The sequence below is a fragment of the Shewanella olleyana genome, assembly GCF_023283825.1.
Lineage (GTDB): Bacteria > Pseudomonadota > Gammaproteobacteria > Enterobacterales > Shewanellaceae > Shewanella > Shewanella olleyana.
On the sequence record NZ_JAKILD010000006.1, the window covers coordinates 104751 to 129986 of the forward strand.

General features: G+C 41.1%; 20 protein-coding genes. 1 reads left to right on the forward strand and 19 read right to left on the reverse strand.

The window, feature by feature from the left end:
• Nucleotides 1-6: 6 nt before the first annotated feature.
• Complete coding sequence (locus L2735_RS06115) at nucleotides 7-1083, forward strand: methyltransferase (protein ID WP_248983858.1); 1077 nt, start codon at nucleotides 7-9, stop codon at nucleotides 1081-1083.
• 120 nt (nucleotides 1084-1203) lie between these two features.
• On the opposite strand, the gene yfcC is transcribed toward L2735_RS06115, so the two are convergent.
• From yfcC to L2735_RS20090, 19 genes are all read right to left on the reverse strand, one after another.
• On the reverse strand, nucleotides 1204-2682 hold the full coding sequence (yfcC, locus tag L2735_RS06120) for a putative basic amino acid antiporter YfcC (RefSeq protein WP_428848296.1): 1479 nt from the start codon (nucleotides 2680-2682) through the stop codon (nucleotides 1204-1206).
• Nucleotides 2683-2927: 245 nt separating this feature from the next.
• The gene (locus tag L2735_RS06125) at nucleotides 2928-3407 is read right to left on the reverse strand and encodes an AAA family ATPase (protein WP_248983860.1); all 480 of its coding nucleotides are present in this window, start codon (nucleotides 3405-3407) and stop codon (nucleotides 2928-2930) included.
• Between the two features lie 152 nt (nucleotides 3408-3559).
• The gene (locus L2735_RS06130; protein ID WP_248983861.1) at nucleotides 3560-4819 is read right to left on the reverse strand and encodes a BamA/TamA family outer membrane protein; all 1260 of its coding nucleotides are present in this window, start codon (nucleotides 4817-4819) and stop codon (nucleotides 3560-3562) included.
• Nucleotides 4819-6135 (reverse strand): DUF4056 domain-containing protein, encoded by a 1317-nt coding sequence (locus L2735_RS06135; protein WP_248983862.1) that lies wholly within the window; start codon nucleotides 6133-6135, stop codon nucleotides 4819-4821. Before L2735_RS06135 ends, L2735_RS06130 begins: the two co-directional genes overlap by 1 nt.
• Complete coding sequence (locus tag L2735_RS06140) at nucleotides 6132-7049, reverse strand: alpha/beta fold hydrolase (protein WP_248983863.1); 918 nt, start codon at nucleotides 7047-7049, stop codon at nucleotides 6132-6134. The genes L2735_RS06135 and L2735_RS06140 overlap by 4 nt, the downstream gene beginning before the upstream one ends.
• Nucleotide 7050: 1 nt before the next feature.
• A complete protein-coding gene (locus tag L2735_RS06145) occupies nucleotides 7051-7914 on the reverse strand; it encodes a virulence protein (protein ID WP_248983864.1) in 864 nt (287 codons plus the stop codon).
• A 416-nt stretch (nucleotides 7915-8330) separates the two neighbouring features.
• Nucleotides 8331-8729, reverse strand: a complete 399-nt coding sequence (locus L2735_RS06150) for a hypothetical protein (protein WP_248983865.1) — start codon at nucleotides 8727-8729, stop codon at nucleotides 8331-8333.
• The gene (locus tag L2735_RS06155; RefSeq protein ID WP_248983866.1) at nucleotides 8729-9511 is read right to left on the reverse strand and encodes a class I SAM-dependent methyltransferase; all 783 of its coding nucleotides are present in this window, start codon (nucleotides 9509-9511) and stop codon (nucleotides 8729-8731) included. The genes L2735_RS06150 and L2735_RS06155 overlap by 1 nt, the downstream gene beginning before the upstream one ends.
• Nucleotides 9512-9669: 158 nt before the next feature.
• Nucleotides 9670-11661: a methyl-accepting chemotaxis protein gene (locus tag L2735_RS06160; protein ID WP_248983867.1), complete on the reverse strand. Its 1992-nt coding sequence runs from the start codon at nucleotides 11659-11661 to the stop codon at nucleotides 9670-9672.
• Between the two features lie 187 nt (nucleotides 11662-11848).
• Nucleotides 11849-13444 (reverse strand): ABC-F family ATPase, encoded by a 1596-nt coding sequence (locus L2735_RS06165; protein WP_248983868.1) that lies wholly within the window; start codon nucleotides 13442-13444, stop codon nucleotides 11849-11851.
• Between the two features lie 343 nt (nucleotides 13445-13787).
• Nucleotides 13788-14018: a hypothetical protein gene (locus tag L2735_RS06170; RefSeq protein ID WP_248983869.1), complete on the reverse strand. Its 231-nt coding sequence runs from the start codon at nucleotides 14016-14018 to the stop codon at nucleotides 13788-13790.
• A gap of 548 nt (nucleotides 14019-14566) precedes the next feature.
• On the reverse strand, nucleotides 14567-15325 hold the full coding sequence (locus tag L2735_RS06175) for an SDR family oxidoreductase (RefSeq protein ID WP_153916073.1): 759 nt from the start codon (nucleotides 15323-15325) through the stop codon (nucleotides 14567-14569).
• Nucleotides 15326-15387: 62 nt separating this feature from the next.
• Entirely contained in the window at nucleotides 15388-16293 is a 906-nt protein-coding gene (mmsB, locus tag L2735_RS06180; protein WP_248983870.1) for a 3-hydroxyisobutyrate dehydrogenase, read from the reverse strand.
• 12 nt (nucleotides 16294-16305) lie between these two features.
• Entirely contained in the window at nucleotides 16306-17421 is a 1116-nt protein-coding gene (locus tag L2735_RS06185) for an enoyl-CoA hydratase/isomerase family protein (protein WP_248983871.1), read from the reverse strand.
• Nucleotides 17421-18212, reverse strand: a complete 792-nt coding sequence (locus L2735_RS06190) for an enoyl-CoA hydratase (RefSeq protein ID WP_248983915.1) — start codon at nucleotides 18210-18212, stop codon at nucleotides 17421-17423. The genes L2735_RS06185 and L2735_RS06190 overlap by 1 nt, the downstream gene beginning before the upstream one ends.
• A gap of 60 nt (nucleotides 18213-18272) precedes the next feature.
• Nucleotides 18273-19430, reverse strand: coding sequence for an acyl-CoA dehydrogenase family protein (locus L2735_RS06195; protein ID WP_248983872.1), 1158 nt, complete (start codon nucleotides 19428-19430; stop codon nucleotides 18273-18275).
• A gap of 247 nt (nucleotides 19431-19677) precedes the next feature.
• Nucleotides 19678-21171: a CoA-acylating methylmalonate-semialdehyde dehydrogenase gene (locus L2735_RS06200; RefSeq protein ID WP_248983873.1), complete on the reverse strand. Its 1494-nt coding sequence runs from the start codon at nucleotides 21169-21171 to the stop codon at nucleotides 19678-19680.
• Between the two features lie 186 nt (nucleotides 21172-21357).
• Complete coding sequence (locus L2735_RS06205) at nucleotides 21358-22545, reverse strand: thiolase family protein (protein WP_248983874.1); 1188 nt, start codon at nucleotides 22543-22545, stop codon at nucleotides 21358-21360.
• Between the two features lie 466 nt (nucleotides 22546-23011).
• Nucleotides 23012-24967, reverse strand: a complete 1956-nt coding sequence (locus L2735_RS20090; RefSeq protein WP_248983875.1) for a GGDEF domain-containing protein — start codon at nucleotides 24965-24967, stop codon at nucleotides 23012-23014.
• Nucleotides 24968-25236: the final 269 nt, after the last annotated feature.

Below are 25236 nucleotides of genomic sequence, written 5' to 3' on the forward strand. Positions count from 1 at the left end.
CACTTTATGTCTTTTTATCAATCCCCTAAAAAAATCTCCGCGTTTGATGCAAAATTTGAAGCCCAAAAAATTGCCTTTGCACCTGTTAGCTTTCAAGTCGCTCGCTGTCTTAGTCAATTCGGTATTCTTGAACAAGTCGATGCCACTGGCGATGAAGGTATGACATTACAACAACTCGTTGAGGCAAACGAATTATCGGAATATGCAATTCATGTGTTGCTGGATATGGGACTGAGTATGGGACTATTTTGGTGTAAGGATGACCATTATCGTTTAGACAAAACAGGTCACTTTCTACTCCATGATGATATGGCTTCTAAGAATTTAAACTTTATCCATGATGTCTGTTACCAAGGTTTATTCGAGCTAGAAGCATCATTAAAACAAGGTAATGCTGCTGGATTAAAACATCTAGGGGATTGGGAAACCATATACCCAGGATTAAGCCAGCTACCCGAGCAAATCAAACGTAGTTGGTTCGAGTTTGACCATTATTACTCAGATCATGCATTTGACAGCCTGCTTCCACTCATTTTCAAATCCAAACCGCAACACATTGTTGATGTCGGCGGAAACACAGGCAAATGGGCATTTGCCTGTACGAGTTTCGATAGCAAGGTCAAAGTCACCATTATGGATTTACCAGGGCAGTTAGCCGTGGCTATGGAGAATGCACGCACTAATGAGGTTGCAGAGCGGGTACTCCCTTTTGAAACCGATCTGTTAGATGACAAAAAGCCTTTTTACCAAGGTGCAGACTTATACTGGATGAGTCAATTTCTAGATTGTTTTTCTAAACAACAAATCGTGACTATTTTGAAACGCACGGTAGCAGCAATGAAACCTAACAGTGAGCTATGTATTTTAGAAACCTATTGGGATAGACAACCCTATGAAGCTGGCGCTTTTTGCGTTAACGCAACGTCGCTTTACTTTACAGCAATTGCGAATGGCTACAGCCGCATGTATCACAGTAAAGATATGTTAAAGATGATCAGTGAAGCTGGACTATATGTAGATGAAGATATCGATAATATTGGATTAGGGCACACTTTATTGCGCTGTAAGGTAAAACCTATCTAAATTTTAAAAGCGGCATATCATCGTGCCGCTTTTCAATTATTCATTTAACCTTTAAAACTGAAGCCTAAGCTCTGATAGTCACTTACATTAGTCACTTACATTAGTTAACCACTTTAGTCGCTAGCTGAATCCTAAGTAATGCGCCGACACCACAATGATGCTTGAAATCACAAACAAGCCGAGTATAAAACGCCAGATAAACTTAAACCAATTGCCCCAATCAACACGACATACTCCTAACGTTGCCATTAATGAAGCAGAAGTGGGTACTAATACATTAGTAAATCCGTCACCTAACTGAAAAGCCAATACCGCCACTTGGCGCGTTACACCGACAATATCTGCCAGTGGTGCCATAAGCGGCATGGTTAACGCAGCTTGACCAGAACCTGAGGTGACAAAGAAATTAAACACTGACTGAAACAGCAACATAAACCAAGCAGACAAAGCGGTAGGAAGCTGGCCAATCACATTACCCGCACTGTGCAATATGGTATTCAACACGCTAGGCTCAGTCGCACCAGCGCCCCCCAGTAACAGTAAAATGCCTGACGCACACCCAACCAGAACCGCAGGCTCGAGCATAGTCCCAGCACCTTGTTTAAAGCTGACAGCGACTTTATTCATATCGATATCATTAAGCTTAAATACCACGCCAATGATGCCAACAATAATACCCATGGTAAAAAACTGACTGGCGATTTCAGGAATAAACCACGCATGTGCTACAACGCCCCAAATCACCCAAACAATGGTGCCAACAATTGTAAGTAGCACCAAAATATCACCAAGATTAAAACGGCTCTCTTTTACACTGCCTTGCTGATTATCACGGAAAAACTGATCGGTATGATAGCTAAACGACTCAGTAGGGTTACGCTGAACTTTACTGGCATATCGCATAGTGAAACCTATACCAATGAGTGTAAAACCGAACCACATCACTGAACGTACACCAGCACCTGATAGCACTGGAACACCCGCAATCCCTTGAGCAATAGCAACACTAAATGGGTTCATCCAAGAGCTGGCAAAACCGATTTGAGTTGCCACGTACGTTACCATTACCGTACAGATAGAGTCATAACCTAAGCGGATCATTAATGGACAAATAATAATGGCAAAGGCAATGGCTTCTTCGCCCATCCCAAATACCGCACCTCCTAATGAGAACAAACTGAATATCACTGGGATAAACAGTTTTTCGTTGCCCTGAGTCTTATCGATTAAGCGTAAAATACCGTTATCAATGGTGCCCGTTGCCATAACGACACCAAATGAGCCACCGATGACTAGCATAAACATAATCACACCAATGGCACTGCCCCATTTTGAGCCTGAAACCATGCCCTCAAAAGCAAAATTGAAAAAACCAATTTCGCCATTTCCTTTGAATAATGAAATGGGATCAAGTTTAGGCTCCCCCGCTTCATTCAAAGCATACTGAAATGAAGTTGGATCAATAACACTGCGGGTTTTCTCAACACCGTCGATGACATAGTGTGCGTCTTGAGTAGAGAAAGATCCAATGGGAACAACAAAAGTTAATAGTGCGGCCGCTAATGCGACAAAGAATATTATAACCAGTGTATCTGGCATTTGGCGTGTGCTGTTATTGATATTTGAAATACAGCTATTTGGAGAGGTTGGAGTTTGATCTGGGGAATTCATTCACAGTCCATTTATAAGTTATTGTTTTATGGAATGATGCCTGACACAGCATGTGTATCGGCAACCATTGGCATACTACAATAGCTAATGGTAAATTCCCATCACCCTAACTGTCATATCTATCAAAATTAACAATCCATTTAAGGTTAGCTGATTGCTATTGGTTTAAAAGATTATCGATTCGAAGTGAGCATGGTTTTAGTGCCTACAAATTGCTCAAATAATCTCTCATGCGCTACTTTAGAGAAGGTATCACTACGGCTGTCATACTGGGAAATCCAATCGATTAGCATAGTTAAATTTTCATCTTGCGCTTGTTTGCTGGCATATTTATGAGGTTCCCAAGGACGACTTTTAGCATTATCGATGCACGCTGAGATGGGTAGATTGAGAAAAATAACCTCATCGGTTTGAGGAAAGACTAATTCAAGCAAGTCGCTGTAACAGCCTTCAATAACCCATGATTGATGAAGGTTTAAAAACTCATCAATTAAGATTTTTGAATCTGCTATTGGCATTCTTTGAGGAGGATTTACCGCCAACCAAGCAATAGTGTCTAAATCTAGGTGCGCTAGATTTTTGTTAGCAGCAAATTGTTTAGCGAGTGTCGATTTACCCGAGCCTGAATTACCAAAAATGACCACTTTACTCACAACTTCTCCTTACAAGATCACCTTACAAGAGCAACTCATTAGGGCATTTCACAAAAGCCCCCTCATAGCATCGCTTAATTAAGCAATATATCCCAAAAAGTGTTTTAGATTAGCATATTAAATTTGGCAGATTAACTCATTCTAAGTGGAAATTAAAAGGCTTCATTTACATTAAAGTAAAAGCCAGTATCATTGTCGCCAAAAGCTAAATCTAATCTTAGGTTTACTCGTGGCTTAACTTCAAATCGATAGCCTATACCTGTATTAGGTAGCACACTTGCCGATGTCAGTTCGCTAAACTTATCCGAAATTACCCCAGCACCAACCCAATAAACCAAACCGTGACGGCCAGATAAATTTTGGCGATACTCTACTTGCGCTAACAACATTTGCTTATCACGATAACGTCCTGAAGTATAACCACGCAGTAAGTCACCACCACCCGCTTTTGAGAGTTGATCCCAAGGTACATCGCCATGGGTAAATCGGCCACGCACCTGCCAAGCTAAAACATCCGATTCAGCAATTTGATGATAACTACTGTAAAGTGCATTCACAATTTCGAAGTCGGTTTTACTGCCCAAGTCTTTACGGAAAATACCTGTATCTATTTGAGCTATTATACCTTGTTCAGGATTGAGCACATTGTCTCGGCTGTCGTAGTTAACTAATAGATTAACCCCGACGCTTCGTGACGTTTCCAGTAATGGATCAATGTCGACATCTGAGTCAAGTACATCGATGTTACGAGTTTCAGCATAATTAAAATCAAAACCTGCGCCGACAAAAATATGCGAGGATAACCGATGTAAATACATTGGATTCACCCGAACTAACTGACCATCAAAATCAACACGGTTGTCATCTTGATGGTTTTCATCATAACCAACGCCATAAAACACATCAGGAATATCAAATATTTCTGCAGTTAAATAAACCCGCTGATTATCTTCATTTAGGAAGGTTTTATTTTCAAGTGAAACACCTAACGCACCATTAATCGATGCTAAACCATTAATGACCAAAGATGACAGCTGGCTCACTTCATCAGTGGGATCGACTTGATATAAGCCAACTGCTGAAATACCGACCCCTAAATCCATTTCTGGATTATAAAAAGGCCCTGGCAGAAAACTAAAATCAATCAATTTATCTGGATCAAACTCACCATCAGCCCCAAGCTTTTGTAAAAAGTTTTCCATCCAGCCCAGATCTTCCTCATCTTGAGATAGCTGTAAAGTTTGTTCTACTATCTCTTTTTCATACGAGACTTGTTCGGCAGTCGCAGTATTAGCAGCAACCTTGTCATTACCAGTCTTTTCAACAACACCTTTCTCAGAAGCCAATGATTCAGTTGAAACCAATAGCCCCACAAATAAAAAACCGATACTAAAACGAAGGAATAACGTCATTAAAGATCACCTTGTGTGGTCTGTTCTATCGCTAAAGGTAAGTCTGGATTCAAACTTAAATGCTCATTCAGTAATTGCTCATCCAATATTTCGTTATGACGGCTTATAGTTAAAAATGAATGTTGATTAAAACCATCTCGCCACAACGACGTGGGTATATGTTCAAAATTCGATTCAAATTTGGCATCTACATATAACCACTGCTTAGCCACCTCATCGATATTGATGCCGTGGACTGTATTGGCCAAACTTAAATCATGAGCAACTTTTGGGGTTTTATACACACCCGCAACATCGGACCAAATATCACTGTTTTTCGCCATATCAATCGGCACTAAATAAGGAGATTGATGATCGCCCAACTCATAATGGCGATTAAGTAACATAAATTTATTTGGCATGGGTTCATTGGAGTCCCACCAATAGCCATCGATAACATTAAAAAGTGCATTGGTTTCATTGGCTGAAACGGGTTCTAACCAATCAATTGTTGCAGCAACCCAAGAGGTCATATGATAATTGAATTGCTGGCGGGTCATCGCTAGATTATTAGTGATTACTGCTAGCGCAATTTTAGCGCCTAGCATATTCGAGTAGAGATCTTCAGGTGAGTAAGCCGATACTGCCTCTGACCACGGTCCAAAACTGCGATAACCGTGATATTGTGCAATTTCGTGCGCTTCAGCCATTGAATAGGCTAGACGTGCTGCCATTGCTGCAGACAGTTCCCAACGTTGAGTTGCGGTTAATCCGTTGACTTCAAAACTATCAATTTCAATGGTTCGAGGTCCAATTTCAAATGGCAATGCAATGGATTTCTTTTCTCCAAGGTTAGGATGAATTTGGTAAAACAGTGCGACAGCATTATCTGCCGTGTCTCTCACATGGGCTAAATCTATAAACCCACCTTTTCGAGTATAAACAATGCCATTATTTTCACCACTTCGTCCCTCATCTGGTGCCGATTTTTGGTGGCTAAAACTGCCTGCTTCGTAAGCGTGAGCACCTAACTCTTCCAGCGAAATAGTATTGGCATGGCGATAGAATGGAATCGTCATTGCCCCTAATTTCACCTTTTGAGCATTACCAAATGCACAGCAAGGTCGAACACTTGTCGGTAAAGTCATCGCAGCTTGTTGTGGCAATGCAATATCACGTAAAAGTACGGGATCAGGTTGATTGTCTAATGCTGTACTAACAGCTGAATTCGATGGCGTAGCGCTCACTTGCCATTCGTTACTTGAGCATGAGGTGAGTAATGTCACCATCAAACCTGTACTAAACAATAAAACGGGAATTTGAGAATTGAACATCATTGTATAAAGTCTCTGATCATTTGGCTGATTGACTCGGGGAAATCATTACTTAAACCATGAGATGCCTCTGGAATAACTATGATTGGTGCATTTAAAAACTCAGAAAATTCTATGCCTTTTTCAAGCGGAAACACACTGTCATTTTCCCCCCAAATTAATAATGAAGGCGGAAGCTTACCTTTTAAATCTGCAGGGTTAAGTTGATCTCGATATGCAGGTAACGTGGTAATCAGTGACTTTTTCTGTTCATGAAAGTCGGCAAAATAGGCTTGATAAATTTGTTCATCAATAAAACTTGGATACCATGGATGATTAACAAACGTATGTTCAAGTAAGTGTCTTACACCTTCTTTATTCTCAGGCACAAACACCGCTTCAGGCACACTCTGCCCAAAACGTTGACTCATGGCATTCATGTCTTCATCACCAAACACAATACCTGGGCTTGCCAATATAATCGCTTTGTTAACTTTAGGCTCATTGATCATTAAGTCGAAAGTAATAAATCCACCATAGGAAATCCCCACCACATTGACACTATCCAGAGCTAGCACTTCAATTAACTGCTGAATAGATTGAGTTTCACTGCTTAGATTAGCCGGGGCATTACTGAATGATGCACCAAACCAAAGTAAATCCGGCACAATAACATGATAATCAGACGCAAGATCTTGCATCATTTCGTACCAGCTGGTCATTCCAGTGCCACCAAAACCATGAAGCAAGATAACTGCAGAAGCACTCTTATTTCCACCCTGCCAATAGTGCAACTCACCTTCACTTTCTAGCGACAACTGATGCGGTTCAAAACCCGCTTTTTTCAGTTGACTTTGTTGATAATTATCCACCATAGACACTGCTGAACAGCCTCCAAGGAAGAAAATAAAGATACTAATAACCAGTAATCGTATCAAATTAGAACCTATAACCTATGCCAGCCATAAAGCTTCTACGAGTTCCAAAACCAGCTTCTAACAGTAAATCAAAACCCTTACCTAAGTTGATTTGGCCACCAATTAAGCTATTCCACTTATCTTCGAGATGTTGGGTAACTTCAAACTTACCATCACCTAAAGGAATACCGATATCTGTTAAATAACCACTAAAAGTTTGCTCAACGTTTTGATACATAGCACCGACCCAAAACTGACTTTCATGGCCATAAACACTGGTACGGTATCCCACGCGTGGTGAGACAACAATTGAGCTAATTTCACCATCTATAATATCAAGGTCAGTATTGGTGTAATTAATATCTAGTAAAGCAAACCAATTGCCAATGCCGCCTACGATTGTGCCACCCGCACCGTATGTAGTCCCTTTAAAATTTAGCTCAAAATCGAAAGGGTCAGAAATAACTGGCGGTAAAGGCCCCGGCATTTCTACTTCAACTTGAACATTGGCAATACTGCTCCCTCTTGTTTGGCCAATCACGCCATAAAGGTTTAGAAATGGTAGTACCCACATATCAGCTCTAAAAGTGATCGTCTCTGAGTCCTGCATCGCTTCATTACCTTTAATACTGACTCTGTCATCAATAATATCACCAAGACCTGAAAAGGTAACACCATCAACCACTAATGGCTGATCCATTGACATATAGTTAATGGTAAACCCATAAGGTTTTGGTAGCTCATGACCTAAATCTATCGCTTCTTGAGCCCAAATAGGAAATGTGCGCTCATATTTTTGCGGGACTTCAATAGCGTCATCAGCAATGACAAACTGGCTGTAGATAGTGATAATAAATAGAAAAATAACGACGAAAACTCTTAGCATTTGAACAATAAATCCTTAAACAACTCAAATTGAACCTTTGGGTTGAAATTAACTATAACAACCCCGCATGCAATTAACTTTAGTTTAACAGTTGCAGATGAAATATGCAGCGGAATTTTCGGGGGCGAGGATGATAGAAAGGTAATATTAACTTAAACTTAAAAACGTTTAAATTAGAATATCTCTAATAAAACAGCTTGCTCTTCCAACAAAAAGTTAACAGGAACAGTGCAGACATAACAGTGGAGATAAGCGGTCAGACAAACACCTCACATATGTAACACAGATAACATTTGGCAGCTAAGTCATAAATCACAAGCAAGACAGGACAAAAATAAGATATTTAAGTATAAACAATTGGATGTCTGCTCAAACTGAGGCAAATACACTTAAAATTTAAATTGCACACTTAAACATTAAAAGTTGCAACTGATTTCGCCAATGTCATTTAAAATGAGCACTACACGCTTATTTATTTCAAAATTGGTCACATAACCACACTTCCCTTTCAGGGTATCACCGCTGTTGAGTTGTAATTCATATTCATACTGGCCATCAAGCTGCGCTAAATCATAGTAAATAGTATTTTTACTCGATGTATTAATCTCACCAAAATCCAAGCGAGTTAACGGTAAATTGATTACAGCAGAATCAATAACGAACTCAGAATTGTTTTTGACAGTGACACTTGGGCTAACGTAAAAATAGCTCAAATACATTAATACGATTAAGGTAGTTAAGCCCGCGGCCACTTTGATAAAAAGTCTGCCCCAGCGATTACCTATACCTAGCCTTTGTTGCGATTCAAATAACATTAGCTCTTAGTTCCTTTGATAGAAAACACCAAAGGGATTGATTGGCCTTTTACTATGGAATGAAATTGGTTTGGCTGCTTTTCAACAAGGTTTTCAAAACAATTATATGGACTAAATGGAAACTCATTAACCGCATCAATGCGGATCCCAGCTTTAATGAGGGCATTAATCACTTCACTTAACGAATGCGCCCATGTCACCATTGTTTGCTTATCATCTGAATCGGTTTCGGTTTCAGTTTTAGTATAAGAGCCTTCAACCACGACATCAGGTTCGGGATTGTGAAAATACGGATAGCCATCTAATACATCTTGCACCGGATGAAACTCAGCCATATAAAAAGTGCCACCGGACTTTAAGTTATCGCTAATAACCTGCGCCCAATGAGTTAAAGATGGTAACCAGCAAATGGCACCAAACGAGGTGAAGACAATATCAAAGCTATGCTGACTTGAAGCTGAATAACTATACACATCAGCACACACAAACTCTGCATCGATATTACATTGCTTTGCTAAGTCGCAAGCTTTGTTAATCGCGGCATCCGATAAATCAACACCGGTCACTTTGGCGCCTAACCGCGCCAGTGACAAAGTATCTAATCCAAAGTGGCATTGAAGATGTAATAAAGATTTACCTTCAACGTTAGTCAGCTCTGCAGACTCAATTTCAGTTAACGATGAATTACCAGCCAGAAAACTTGGCACATCATAAAAAGAGGAATCGAAATGCACTTTGGCACGTTCATTCCAAGCTTGTTTATTGATATTGAGGTAATCCATTGCTTATCCACTATATTATTTATTCTGTCAGTATATTAGCAAAGTAAATTTGAGATTCACATTTTCAACTCAGGTTTAGAATGCGATTGTTCATAAAAAAACCGACCATGTATCGATCGGTTTATTATTAACTTGATTGTAGCTATCTAGATTGAGGGTTATTGGGTCAAGGTAAACTTTTGTACTTGCTCAGACATGGCCGCTGCATCTTCTAACAAGGTTTCGTTAAGCTGACTCAAGGATTCTGCAATTTGTTGTGTCTGGCTATAAATTTCACTAATTTTCATTGCGTTCTGATTCACTTCTTCAGCCACAGCCGCTTGCTCATGAGTAGCTGACGCAATCTGTTGATTCATGCTATCAATGACGTCAACATCTGCAACAATTTGCTTTAATTCTTGGCCTGCATGCTCGACTTCAGCCACACTTTCATCGGCACTAACCATGCCTCGCTGCATCGTTTTAACAGCCAGTTGTGCGCCAGACTTCAATCTGTCTGTCATGCGTTTAATATCATCTGTTGATGACTGAGTTCGCTGGGCTAGCGTTCTAACCTCATCGGCAACTACAGCGAAGCCTCGACCTTGCTCCCCCGCACGGGCAGCTTCAATTGCTGCGTTTAGGGCCAATAAATTTGTCTGCTCTGAAATAGCGCTTATCACATCCAAAATAGTCGCAATCGATTGAACATCTTGATCAAGCTTTTCAATGGCGTTAGAGGCATCATTGATTTCGTTTGCAAGATTCTTAATAGAGACAGTGGTTTTTGAAACTTCAGAGTTACCAATATGTGCTTCTTTATTGGCAGAAGTCGATGCATCAGAGGCTTGCACTGCATTGGCAGCAATTTGAGTCACCGTCGCGCTCATTTCTGTCATCGCTGATGCAACTTGCTCAGCTTCAAGATAACCCAGCTCAACATCTTGTTTCATGGTATGGGTATAACCATTAACTTGCTCCACCACAGTGACAACTTGGGTCGCACTCTGGCGCACTTGCAAAATAATGGTTTCAAAATCACTCATCATAGCGTTAAACGCATTTGATAACTGACCAAATTCATCCGCTGACTGATGCTCTATGCGGGTGCTTAAATCAAAATGGTTACCAGCATGGGTCACTTTACTGAATAAATGACTGAGGCTGCGATTAAGGTACTTAGATACAGATAAACTCAACCATGCTAATAAGCTTATGGAGATAGTTAATGCTAACAAAGATGTCCACATTAACTGACTTGCCGAATTCAAACGCTCTTGAGTTAAGCTAATTAAGTCATCAGCAAGAAAATGTTCAAAGTCAGTCAGTACGTTGATTCTGTTTGTTGAAGTCTTAAACCAACTTTCAGGATTTTGCTCACTGATATCACTCGCAACCTGTGAAAAAGCAATTTGACGTAACTGCTCTACTTCACTGATTTCACGTGAGCGATTCACTTGATTAAATTGCGATATCCAATCGGGGGTAGCGAGCGCTCTAAAACGTTCACCATAGGTATTTTGCTCCGACACTAAGGTAACAAAACGAGCATACACCCCATCTTTAAAACCTTGCTGACCAAAAGTCGTACTCAATACAGCACGTTCTATACCTGCGCGTTCTTTTAATTGTAAAAATGCGCCGAATGAAGCCAGCTTTAATGACAACTCGCTGTCGGTGCTTTGCATGGCTGTTTCATCGACAACGGACAAAAGTGCACTATTAAGACCAGTGTAGTACTTCACTTCATCTGCTACAGATATCGTTAAACTATCAACTGAGCGTCTAATGGATTGTAACTGCTGCAATTGATTTTGAATTTGACGTAAAGTCGAACTGATTTGAACAGGAAAATCATCCATATCGGGAATATTATTAAAAGTACTGATTTGTCTGTCTGACATAGCGCGCTGACTTGGTATTGAATCAGCAAAAGCTTGCCCTTGTGAACCAATAAAGCCCGCACTCATACCACGCTCTTTTTGTAACTCATGCACAAGCGCACTATTAATAACGGCCAACTCACTTAACGAAAGTACTGTGGTTAATTCCGATTTGGTTTCATATTTATTATGCACAAACATGCCGCCATATATGAGACAAATAACCAGTGGTGGAATAATCAGTAAAAGAAGTTTGTGTAGCGTTTTAAGATTGGTAATCCATTTCATTGTATCTTTACCCTTAGAGTAAGTGCTCCATGCAATTTGGCGGTAAATTACATGCTTTGATGTAATTAAGGCGACTTAATTCTAGATCAAAATAGTAGCGACGTTTCGTTTGCTCAAAAAAAAACCTGTAACAGCTAATTATTTAGCCATACAGGTTTTTATCGACATCTAAAGTTAAAACTTTAGCTTATCCTTCAACGCCTTTGCTGGCTAAGAACTCATCATAAGTTCCTTTGAAGTCGTTAATGCCGTTTGGCGTCACTTCTAAAATACGTGTGGCAAGTGATGATACAAATGCACGGTCATGAGAGACGAATAACAAGGTACCTTCATACATTTCTAAGGCGTTATTCAATGACTCGATTGATTCCATATCCATGTGGTTAGTTGGTTCATCAAGCAGCAAAATGTTTGGCTTTTGCATAATCAACTTACCAAAGTACATGCGGCCTTTTTCACCACCAGATAGTACTTTAACTGACTTTTTAATATCGTCAGAACCGAATAGCATACGACCTAAAATACCACGAACTGATTGGTCATCATCTTCTGGTTTACGCCATTGGCTCATCCAGTCAAATAATGTCATATCGTTAGCAAAATCAGCTTCGTGATCCTGTGCGTAATAACCAATGTTTGAATTTTCAGACCATTGGATAGTACCGGCATCTTGCGGTAAGTCGTGTACTAAAGTACGTAACAAGGTGGTTTTACCCACGCCGTTCTCACCTAAGATAGCAATTCGCTCGCCCACTTCAGCCATCATGTCAAAGCCTGAGAATAATGGCTTTTCATCAAAGCCTTTAGCCAGTTGCTCAACCACTAATGCATTACGGAACAATTTCTTTTCTTGTTCGAAACGAATGAATGGATTAACACGGCTAGATGCTTTGATTTCTTCAATCTTAATCTTGTCGATTTGCTTAGCACGTGACGTTGCTTGTTTTGCTTTCGATGCGTTAGCAGAGAAACGGGCAACGAAGCCTTGAAGTTCAGCAATTTGTGCTTTCTTCTTAGCATTGTCTGATTGTAGACGTTCGCGGGCTTGCTGCGCGGCCATCATGTACTCATCGTAGTTACCAGGGTAAACACGTAATTCAGCGTAATCGATATCAGCCATGTGAGTACATACTGAGTTTAGGAAATATCTATCATGCGAGATAATAACCATGGTGCTGTTACGTTGGTTCAGCATTTCTTGTAACCAACGAATAGTGTCGATGTCCAAGTTGTTGGTTGGTTCATCAAGCAGTAATACATCTGGATCTGAGAATAAAGCTTGAGCAAGAAGTACACGTAACTTAAAACCAGGGGCGATTTCGCTCATTAAGCCGAAGTGTTGGTCAACACCAATTCCCACGCCCATCAATAAGTCACCCGCGCGAGATTCAGCGGTGTAACCGTCCATCTCAGCAAATTCCATTTCAAGCTCAGACACCTTAATGCCGTCTTCTTCACTCATTTCTGGTAAAGAATAAATGCGGTCACGCTCTTGCTTTACTTCCCATAACTCTTTATGACCCATGATCACAGTATCGACTACTGAGAAAGCTTCATAAGCGAATTGATCCTGGTTCAACTTACCCATGCGCTCGCCTGGATCAATCGACACGTTACCGCTTGTGGGTTCTAAATCGCCAGTAAGAATCTTCATGAAGGTGGATTTACCACAGCCATTGGCTCCGATAAGACCGTAGCGGTTACCGCCACCGAATTTAACTGAGATATTTTCAAACAGTGGCTTTGAACCAAACTGCATGGTGATGTTAGCTGTAGTAATCAAAATGAGATTCCAAAATTCAAGTTATGACAAAAACAAAAAACCAGTGCCGACTTCATTAGCAGCTGCGTTTAACAAGTTCTATATTGCTTAACGAGTATAGCGGCTGTACGTAAATAGCACTGGTTTTAAACCACCCTTAAAATAATAAGCATGGTCACAATAATTAGGCGGCGTACTATAGCATTTCAGCTTATTTTTTCAACTTAACTTAGCAGAAGTAGAAGATAATTCGATGGGAAATTGATGAATTTAATGTGTCTGTAAACTTACATATAAAAATAGCCAACAAGGTTGGCCATTATTGCAGCAAATGCTTTGCTATATCTTAGTTACTTTATCTTAGTTACTTTTTAAAGCTAAACTTTTTAGTAAACCAATTAATCGTGTCGACTTGTTGCTGCTGGCTTAAGCCGAAATAAACGCAGATCCACGGGGAAAGTAGAAAATACCAAGGCATGGTCATACCAAGCTGGTCATTGAACTGTAAGTAGAAAAAACCAAAATAGATCACGGCTATACCTGCAATACCAACAGTTAGCATCGTCACCCTCATTGCTTTTTCTAGCCTATCCATTTCTTATCCCTAATAATATCTTTATATTTTACTGTGTGATGCCACACAATTAACTCATTATACCCAAACAACCTGAAGATGCTCGATTTCAGCAAGAATTTACACGCGTTTAGGCAAGGTATTGATTGCGGGTAATGGTTATTCCCTTTTCAAAATCAATAACGCAGCATAAACGCGTGTAAAACTTGCCCTCAGGGAGTTTCACCGTGTTCCCACTACGTTGTTGCGCTAATTTATAAGGTACCTACATTACCGCATTAACGCGCCTAGTATTGAAAACACGGTGAAGCTCTGAAACACGTATATTCAAGTAGTTTGGGTATAAGATGGTAACAATAAAATCATTAATAAAAAAGCCAACCATTTAACAGGCTGGCTTTAACTAACATCACCTGTATTACAGGATGTTGATGACAGTGATTAAGTGACAGTAAACAAATTATTTCGATAACTTCTTTCAATAACTGCTTTCAAAAACTGACTCTCACTAAGTAAGCGTGAAACTTGAAGATAGCTTGATGGTTTTAATATCAAGCCTCACTTCAATATTACATGCTTAAACCGCCATCGATTTCAAATACACGGCCATTAACATAGTCGTTTTCGACAATGAATTTTACTGTAGCTGCGACTTCTTGCGCTTCACCTAAACGGCCAACTGGTACCATTTTCTCTAAGCGCTCTAAGGCCTCTGGTTTCATGCCTGCGGTCATTTCGGTCGCAATAACGCCAGGGGCCACTGCAGCACTTCGAATATTGTAACGCGCCAGCTCTTTTGCCCAGCCAACACTCATCGCGGCAACACCCGCTTTAGAAGCTGAGTAGTTTGACTGGCCCATGTTACCAGCCTTAGCGATGCTCGAAATATTAATAATCACACCAGCTTGCTGTGAATGGATCATCGCCGCAGCCGCTTCACGGCCACACAAGAATGTGCCGGTTAAGTTAACATTGATGACTGATTGAAACTGCTCGTAAGACATACGGTCAGTGACTTTACCTTCTTTGGCTTTCACCATTAAACCATCACGTAAAATACCCGCGTTGTTAATTAACACGTTTACTTGACCGAAATCCTCTAGGATGTAATTAAAACCAGCAACTACATCTTCTTCGTCAGTAATGTCCAGTGCATAACCTTGTACTTCAGTAGAAGCACCTAAATCAGCACATGCGCGCTCTAATTTCTCTTGGTCTACATCGATAAGCGCCAAACGAGCGCCTTGTGCAGCAAAGTCTTGCGCCATGGCTAAACCTAAACCACCAGCACCGCCAGTAATGACCACAACCTTATCTTTAATTTCCATTAACTGGATCCTTTCTACTCTTATTTAAACCGAGATTATTGCTCTTGAGTCTATTAAACCCGTTACTTTTTATCCGCGGGGGCAAATTGTTCAAAAATACTTGAGAAATCGCGGCGACCATTGCCCTGACGCGCATGATTAACATACATGCTGCGTGCTAACGCTCCCATAGGTGTACTTGAGTTTGATGCTACCGACGCTTGTTGAGATAAACCCAAATCTTTGACCATCAAGTCGACCATAAAGCCACCTTGGTAATCGTTAGATGAAGGCACACTTTCCATCACATCTGGACAAGGGTTATATTTCTCTAAGGTCCAATTGCCACCACTGCTGACTTTCATGATATCAGATAACACTTTAGGGTCTAAACCATTATCAATACCTAATTGTAATGACTCGCTAGTACCAACCATTAATACTGATAACAGCATATTATTACAAATCTTAGCGATTTGACCTGCACCTGCTGCGCCTGCATGGAAAATATTAGCGCCCATTACCGTTAATACCGTTTGCGCTTTCTCATAGGCCTTATCACTACCACCACAAATAAAGGTCAAGGTACCCGCTGCAGCGCCTGCCGTTCCGCCCGAAACAGGTGCGTCCATAAACTCGATACCTTTCTTGGCAGCATGAGCACCTACCACTTGCGCCGTGCCAGCATCAATGGTCGAGCAATCAATCAATACGGCATCTTTGGCAACTACGTCCAGTAGGCCTTTATTGTCTGCATCGCCAATATACAATTGATGAACATGCTTGCCTGCTGGCAACATGGTGATGACAAAGTCAGCCGATGCCGCTGCGCCGCAAGCTGTTTTAGCACTGAGTGCACCTTGCGCTGTTAATGCTTCAACCGCAGCTGGAACTAAATCAAATACAGTCACAGTCATGCCTGCTTTAATTAAATTCGCCGCCATTGGGCCGCCCATATTACCTAAACCAATAAATGCTACTGTAGCCATGATAAATTCCTTTTAAAGATCTTTTAATGGATGCTTGTCAGCATCCCAAGGTGATGTCAGTAATTGCGTTACCGCTTCAGCTGTCACTTCACTTGCATGGCTAAAACGCCACTTTGGCTGACGGTCTTTATCTATCAAAAGTGCACGAACGCCTTCGCAAAAATCACCATGTGAACAGCAATTAACACTCACGCCTAGTTCCCATTTAAAAGATTCTGCCAAGGTTTTACTTGTGCCTAAATTGGCTTGTGCAAAAATTAAAAACCAACTTAACGGGCTACCTGATAACGCCGTTTTTTGAGCGCGTTTCAGCCAATCAAGTTCAGTATTTAAACTGGTAATTTGATGATGGACTTCTTCAATTTCACCTGACATTAATTGATCGATTTGTGGCTGGAATGTCGCAAGAGGACTTTCGCCAACCTCTTTAGTGGAACTCGCCTGCATTTTATTAAGTAATATACTCAACTGCTGATGATTTAAGCCAGCGTCATCGCTCCAGCTAATTTCGGCAATGGCATCGAACAAAGGCTCTTTCTCATCACTGCCTAAAAAGTGATTACCCAGATCAACATGTAACGCATCTGCCGCGTTCATATTGTAGGCCGTTAACCCTAAAAACAGTCCAAGTTTGCCTGGCATTCTGTTGAGGAAATAACTGCCACCCACATCAGGGTATAAACCAATACTGACTTCTGGCATGGCAATTCTGCTGCGCTCAGTAACAACACGATGACTACCGCCAGCCATCAAGCCAAGGCCACCTCCCATGACAATACCATCACCCCAGATAAGAACAGGTTTACCAAATTGATGTAGTAAATAATCAAGCTGATATTCTTGAGTAAAGAAATCACATGCCTCAGCGGTCATGGTGTTTGGGTTAGCGATAGAAGCATGGTAAATCGCCCTTACATCGCCACCTGCACAAAATGCTTTTTCGCCAGCACCATCAAGTACCACAAAGGCAATATCATTATCGTCTTTCCAAGCCTGTAATTGCTTGGTCATGGCTTGCACCATATCAAGGTTTAAGGCATTTAAGGCTTTTTCAATATTGAGCGTAACCACACCAATTGATTTGCCAGATAATGTCCCTAAAGTCTGAAATATTACATCTTGAGTCATTAGCAGTTCTTCCAATTTGCCGCACGTTTATCTAAAAAGGCATTTACGCCTTCTGCCTGATCTTCTGTATCAAATAAGCCTACGAATAGTTCACGTTCTAATGGCAATGCTTGAGTGCGTGGCATAGTACGTCCAGCTTGAATCAGCTTTTTACATACAGTCACACTACTTGGAGATTGACGCGCTACTTTCGCCGCTAATGCCACTGCAGCATCCAGAGAACTGCCCTTTTCGACCACTTCTTCAACTAAACCTATTTGCTCAGCTTTTGCGGCATCCACCCTTTCACCACAAAGGATCATTCTTTTCGCCCAGCCTTCGCCCACAAGTGCAGTCAGGTTTTGTGTACCGCCAGCACACGGTAATAAGCCAACGGTCGCTTCTGGCAGTGCCATTTGGGCCTGACTTTCTGCAATGCGTAAATCACAGGCCAGTGCAACTTCAAGACCGCCGCCCATGGCATAGCCATTAATTGCTGCAATCGACACGCCGCGAAATGCGCTTAAGGTCTCGAAAGCCTCACCAAAACATTTGGCCATTGTCGCGGCATTACCTTTGTCACCATCGGCAAATAATTTAAGATCTGCGCCCGCTGAAAAGAATTTCTCACCTTGTCCGGTGATCACAAGAGCATAGATATTGTTATCTGCATTTAATCGCTGCACGATATTTTTCAGCAAGACTAAACTATCAGCAGTCCAAGTATTAGCAGGTGGATTATTTAAGGTTAATATCGCCGTATGACCATTGATGGTCTCGATAATTGCTGGTGCTGCATCATTTGATTGCATTAAACCATTAGTTTGAGTTGAATCTGAGCTTGTCATTATTCGTTCCTTAAATGGTGACAATTATAGAATTGCGTGGGCGTTTTCATCTAACAAACGACGAGCAATAATCAGACGCATAATTTCGTTAGTGCCCTCTAAAATCTGATGCACACGGACGTCTCTAAAGTGGCGCTCTAAAGGATATTCACGGATATAACCGTAACCGCCATGGATTTGCAATGCGCTATCACACACCTGAAAGCCAATATCAGTCGCAAAGCGTTTTGCCATTGCACAATATGCAGTGGCTTCAGGATCTTTCTGATCTAATTTAAACGCTGCTAATCGCACCATTTGACGCGCCGCAACTAACTCAGTTGCCATATCAGCTAACTTAAACTGTAACCCTTGAAATGCCGCAATGGGTTTACCAAATTGCTTACGTTCATTCATGTATTCTGTGGCGCGCTCTAATGCAGCTTGCGCTGTACCCACTGAACAGGTTGCGATATTGATTCGACCACCATCGAGTCCTTTCATCGCAAAGGTGAAACCTTGGCCTTCTTCGCCTAATAAGTTTGCTTGAGGAATACGCACATTTTCAAAGCTGATTAAGCGGGTTGGCTGAGCATTCCAGCCCATTTTGTCTTCTGCTTTACCATAAGTAACACCTTGGGCATCTGCTGGAATCGCAATCGCTGAAATACCTTTAGCTCCCGCTTCACCTGTGCGGCACATCACCACTAATAATTCAGTTTCGCCGGCACCTGAGATAAACATTTTGGAGCCATTGATAATATAATCATCACCGTCTTTAACGGCTTTAGTTTGCAGTGATGCAGCGTCACTACCCGCACCAGGTTCTGTTAAGCAGTATGATGCTAATAGCTGACCTGTTGTTAGGCCTTCAGACCACTGTTGACGAAGTGACTCTGTTCCCCAAGTTGTCACCATCCAAGTTGCCATATTATGAATGGTCAACATTGCCGTTGTTGCGGTGCAGCCATGGGATAATTCTTCAAAAATGATTGAGGCATCCAGACGAGATAGACCCATGCCACCTTCTGACTCTGGTGAATAAAGTGAGCAGAAGCCGAGTTCGCCTGCTTTTTGCATAACATCTTTAGGAAAGTGATGTTCTTCATCCCATTTGGCAGCAAATGGTGCCAGCTCTTCTGCTGCAAATTGACGGGCAAGATCGGCGAATTGGCGTTGGTCTTCGTTGAGATTAAAATCCATGGTATGAATCCTTTTTTACTATGACTCTATGGTCACTTAAGCCTTAGTTCAGCATTAATTGTGTGAGCTATTTTGCTCTGTTTGCTGATAACTAGGCGTGATTATTGTTGTTTGCTGCACTTATCCAGCGTCCTGCTGAATGACATGTCTCGGCAATTGCCAACGAATGGAATGTTTATCTTTCAAGCGTTGGCATTATCTAAGGCCTTCTCCCAAAAGAAGGCCTATTTACACACTTATAGCGTGATTACTTAAGATCAATACTCATATTCGGGCCACTGACGACTTCATCAGCAAACCAGCGAGAAGTAATGGTTTTAGTTTCAGTATAGAAACGCACTGCTTGCTTACCGTAAGCATGCTGATCGCCATAGAAACTGCCTTTCCAGCCAGTGAATGAGAAAAATGGTAATGGCACAGGAATAGGTACGTTGATCCCAACCTGACCCACTTCGATGTGATGCTGGTACTTACGCGCTGCACCGCCAGATGCAGTAAAAATTGAAGTGCCGTTGCCGTAAGGGCTGTTATTAACTAATTCAATCGCTTCATCTAAATCGTCTGCTTCCATACAGCACAACACTGGGCCAAAGATTTCTTCTTTGTAAATGGCCATATCTGTAGTGACATTGCTGAACATAGTCGGGCCAATCCAGTTACCAGACTCATAACCTTCAACAGTGTAATCACTGCCATCAAGTAAACACTCAGCACCTTCTTCCTTACCTTGGGCAATAAGCTTAAGCACACGCTCTTTTGCAGCGGGGCTGATAACAGGGCCATAAGCCGCATTTTCATCATTCCATAAACCAGGACGCACTTTAGCTAATGCTTCTTTTAGTTCTGGGATCCACTCTTTTGCTGCGCCAACAAATACCGCGACAGAAATCGCCATACAACGCTGACCTGCAGCACCAACTGAAGCACCGACCATGTTATTAATCACTTGCTGCTTATTGGCATCAGGCATAATTACGCAGTGGTTTTTAGCGCCGGCAAAGGCTTGAACACGTTTAAGGTTATCGGTACCGGTTTTGTAAATATATTGACCAACACCGACAGAGCCCACAAACGAAATAGCTTTAATGGCTTCATCATTTAATAAAATATCAACGGCAGCTTTATCACCGTGGATCAATTGCAGTACGCCTTTTGGCGCGCCTGCTTCAACAAATAGCTCAACTAGACGCTGTGGTGTCATTGGATCTTGCTCTGATGGCTTAAGAATAAAAGTGTTACCGCAAGCAATCGCTAATGGGAACATCCACAATGGGATCATCGCTGGGAAGTTAAAAGGTGTAATACCAGCGCACACCCCTAGTGGTTGAGTGTAGCTATAGGTATCAATATTACGTGCAACATTCTCAACCGTTTCACCCATTAACATTGACGCGATATTACATGCGTGTTCAGCAACTTCAATCCCGCGCCAAACATCACCTTTAGCATCTTCAAAGGTTTTACCCGTTTCTTGAGCAAGTATGGTAGCAAGTTCATCATGATGCTCTTTTAGCAAATGCTGGTAACGAAGCATCACGCGAGCGCGTTCAGAAACTGGGACTTCTTTCCATGTTTTGAACGCTTCTTTAGCACTATGAATAGCTTGTTTAACTTCATCAGCAGTCGCTGCATTGATGTTCGCAATCACTTGGTTATCAGCCGGGTTAGTGACAGAAATAATCTGTGAACCAACACCTTCGGTGAACTCGCCATTAATATAATGTTTAACTTGAACAGTCATGTCGTTTCCTAAATCCCTGTTGAGCCCCAAAGCTCATCTATTAGTAAAGTACTGGTATAAGTTAAGTACTGGCTGCTTTTTATGTGGCTATTAATTGCCTAGCTAGTCCAGTACTCGTTTTGGTACTTGTGTCTTGTTGAGTTACAGCTTTTGCTGTTGATATTGCTTATAAAATTTCGAGACTGATTAAACTTCAATAGCCATTGCAGTCGCTTCACCACCACCGATACACAGTGATGCAACCCCTTTCGATAAGCCTTTCGCTTTAAGGGCATGAATGAGTGTCACAAGCACACGCGCGCCAGAACAGCCGATAGGATGGCCCAGTGCACACGCGCCACCATTAATATTCACTTTGGTTTCATCAAGCTGTAATTCGCTAATCGCCAACATAGTCACCATGGCGAACGCTTCGTTAATTTCAAATAAATCAACGTCGGCTTTTGACCAATTCACTTTGTCGAAGAGTTTGTTCATCGCACCCACTGGCGCAGTGGTGAACATTGATGGTTCTTGAGAATGAGTGGTATGGCCTTTAATAGTTGCCATCACTTCTAGCCCTAAAGTCTCAGCCTTTTCACGGCTCATCAGCATTAATGCAGCTGCGCCATCAGAAATAGAGCTTGAGTTTGCAGCAGTGATGGTGCCATCTTTAGCAAATGCAGGACGTAAAGCTGGAATTTTTTCAGGGCGAGCATTACCAGGTTGTTCATCGGTATCGATGGTGACATCACCACGGCGACTAGAAATAGTCACAGGAACCACTTCTTGTTTGAATGCACCTGAGTTGATAGCTGCATTGGCTTTTTCAAGTGAATTTAAGGCAAATTGATCCATGCCTTCACGAGTTAAACCAAAATCATCTGCGGTCTTTTGAGCAAATGTGCCCATTGCACCGCCAGTGTATGCGTCTTCAAGGCCATCAAGAAACATGTGATCGAGTACTTTGCCGTGTCCCATACGCATGCCGCCACGGGCTTTATCTAAAAGATATGGCGCTTGGGTCATACTTTCCATACCACCAGCAATAACCACTTCACTTGAACCCGCTTTGATTAAGTCGTGCCCGAGCATCACTGTTTTCATGCCTGAACCACAGACTTTATTTACTGTAGTTGCTCCTACGCTCAGTGGTAAATCAGCTCCAATACTAGCTTGACGTGCAGGAGCTTGACCTAAACCTGCAGGCAATACGCAGCCCATTAACACTTCATCAATCTGTTGGGTATCGATATTAGTTTGTTCAACTAAGCCCTTTATCGCTGTTGCTGCCAATGTTGGTGATGCCACGGCTGATAGTGCGCCTTGAAATCCACCCATTGGGGTACGTTTTGCTGCAACGATAACGATATCTTGTGGTGATGTAGTGCTCATAACTTCTCCGCTGTAAACCGGCTTTAAACTTGGCCGAGATTAATACACAGTAAAATGTGATCTAGTTCAATAATCACACTGTGACGTTTACGCTAACGTAAAGCAAGAAAAATCAGTTAAATTCACATTAAGATTTTTAAAACGCTGTCATTGAAAATTTACATGAAGGTTAAGTGACTGAAATATAGATAATATCTATTATCAAACAAGGCTATATTTGACTTTATCACTGGCAGATCTTTGACCAGTATTAATATACTTAGGGAGCGACTTACAATAACCCATGTTTAATGGCTATTGCCTTTTTTTGAGTGGCTGGTGACAGGGAAATGATGATTGCTGAATAGTTTTAAGTGATTACTCTGGCCTATGAGTATCAGTATTGGGTGACATAAGCACGTATCCGATAAAAACTGGCGAGGTGCTTATCGTATTATGCAAAGACGTCCTTAGTCGAAAGAGTCTCTCATGCTGAGAAGACCTGATTACGGCCGCTATTTTTAGCTTTATATAAGCCTGTATCAGCGCACTTAATCATATCGGCTAAACTGCCAGTTTCGGTGTGTCTAACGCTAACACCGAGACTTACTGTAAATTGTAGTTTTATATCATTAAAACTAAATTGATGTTGCTCAATACTTAAGCGCAATCGCTCAGCAATCTCTACTGCTTGCTCTAAATCAGTATTAGGCAAAATAAGTAAGAACTCTTCACCACCGATACGCCCAAGAATGTCACTCTTTTTAAACCAATTGCGAGCTTTACTAGCTGTTGCTTTAATCGCAAGATCGCCAATAGCATGTCCATATGTGTCATTAATCGTTTTAAACTTATCAATATCAAAAATAATCACCGCCAGAGCTTCATTGCGCTTTTTGGCAGCCGCAAATAACTTACTCCCCTGCTCCATGGTGTAGCGTCGATTAGAGATCCCCGTCATATAATCAGTTTGAGAACGGCGTTTAAAGAAGCGACGTGATTGAATTAAAAAAGCCATAATCACTAATAGCACAGCAATTATTAGCGCTGTAACTAATAAACTCAAGGTGGAAATTTGTTGTTTATCGGTTTCAGATTTCAGTTTTAATAAGTTTATTGCTAGTTGGTTCTCAAGAATTTGTATCTCGTATTCCGCTACTTTTGCACTGTGCTCAAGTGATGAATAGATCACATCTTTATCCATCATTGAAGCATAGGTTTTACGTTCATTGCCCAAGCTTTTGAGTAACAGGTTAAAACTGTCTTGATAGTCCTGCTTCGCAAACTTTTCTAATGCCAATACTGATGTTTTTAAAAACATTGGGCTCGACTGATAACTGTTAGAGTTTATAAACAAAGATGCCATTTCAAAAGCTTTATCAGCATGACTTTGTTGCATATAGCTCAGCGATAAATAGCCATAAATCAAATTGATAAAATAAACTTCTTTGGTGGAATCTTTTATCCGTAATGCCGCTTCTAAATGCTCGATAGCTTGTTCAAAGTTCTGTTGAAAAAACTGATTTCTACCGGCATTACTATGAGCAAAAAACAAAAAGTCATTAAACTCTGGGTGTTGCTCAGCTAACTCAAATAAAGCAGCAACATTAATTTCGGCCGTTCTCCAGTCCGATACTTTGATCGACTCGCCCACCATATTGTGAAGCATGTTAAACATATCTTGATAGTCATTGACTGAACGCCATAAATTGTAAGCTTCATGGAAATATTCATACGCGTATTTGTGCAAGCCATTTGAACGATAAATCGCACCCGTTGAGTTATAAATCATGGCTTGTCTGTTGGCAGTAAATTGATGTTTTCTGGCTAACAGTAACGCTTCCTCTAAACGGCTCAGGCCTTCTTCGAATAAATCCACATCGGCAAAACAAAATGCACTTTGAGTCAGAGCTTTAACGAGTATATCTGGAGAGTTTAATTGGCGAGCAAGAGTTAATGCATGCTCACGGTCGGGGCAATATCCTGCTTTGGAGTTTGTTTGCAAATAAGTGATATAAGAACGTTCAATATAACTTATAACCAGCATATCCGAGATAGGTTGAGCTTCAAGTATCGCAATAGCATCATTGTAGCTTGCATAAGCATTATCCAATTGCTCCATTGCTTCTTGCTCGATCGCTAACAAATGATAAAACTTAGCTTGTTCTTGTATGCTCCAACCAGCAATTTTCGCTTTTTGATCTAATAAAAAAGTTAAACGCGCATCTGTCACTTCAATCAAAGATAACTTGAGTTTAAATAGTTCGATATTCTTTTCGAGTTTATCTTCAATTCTAACTTCACTCTTTCCCTCAACTTCTGTGTCCACTAAAACTTCAGTAGCTTGAGCATCACCTGCAAATACTAGACAGCTCAACGCCATGCAGCTCAATAGCGCAATAATAAAAGCATTTCGATTATTAATGAAAGAATAAGAAGTCACTGAGTATCCTATTTAAGCCAAGTTAGCCTTAACATTATACCAACAATAGTAACCTTGTACGAAAAACCAAGATAAATCAGAAACTAACCTTAGAATAAAGCCAAACTTTTCACATCTGTCATTAGTCATAACATCTAGTGTCTAGCAATATATCATTTAACTCTCCTAGAATAAGGATAAATGCGACAGATAACACCAAATTGCGATTGTAAAAATCAAATAAAAAAAGCGCTGATATCAGCGCTTTTTAACAGATTTAATTCGTTTTC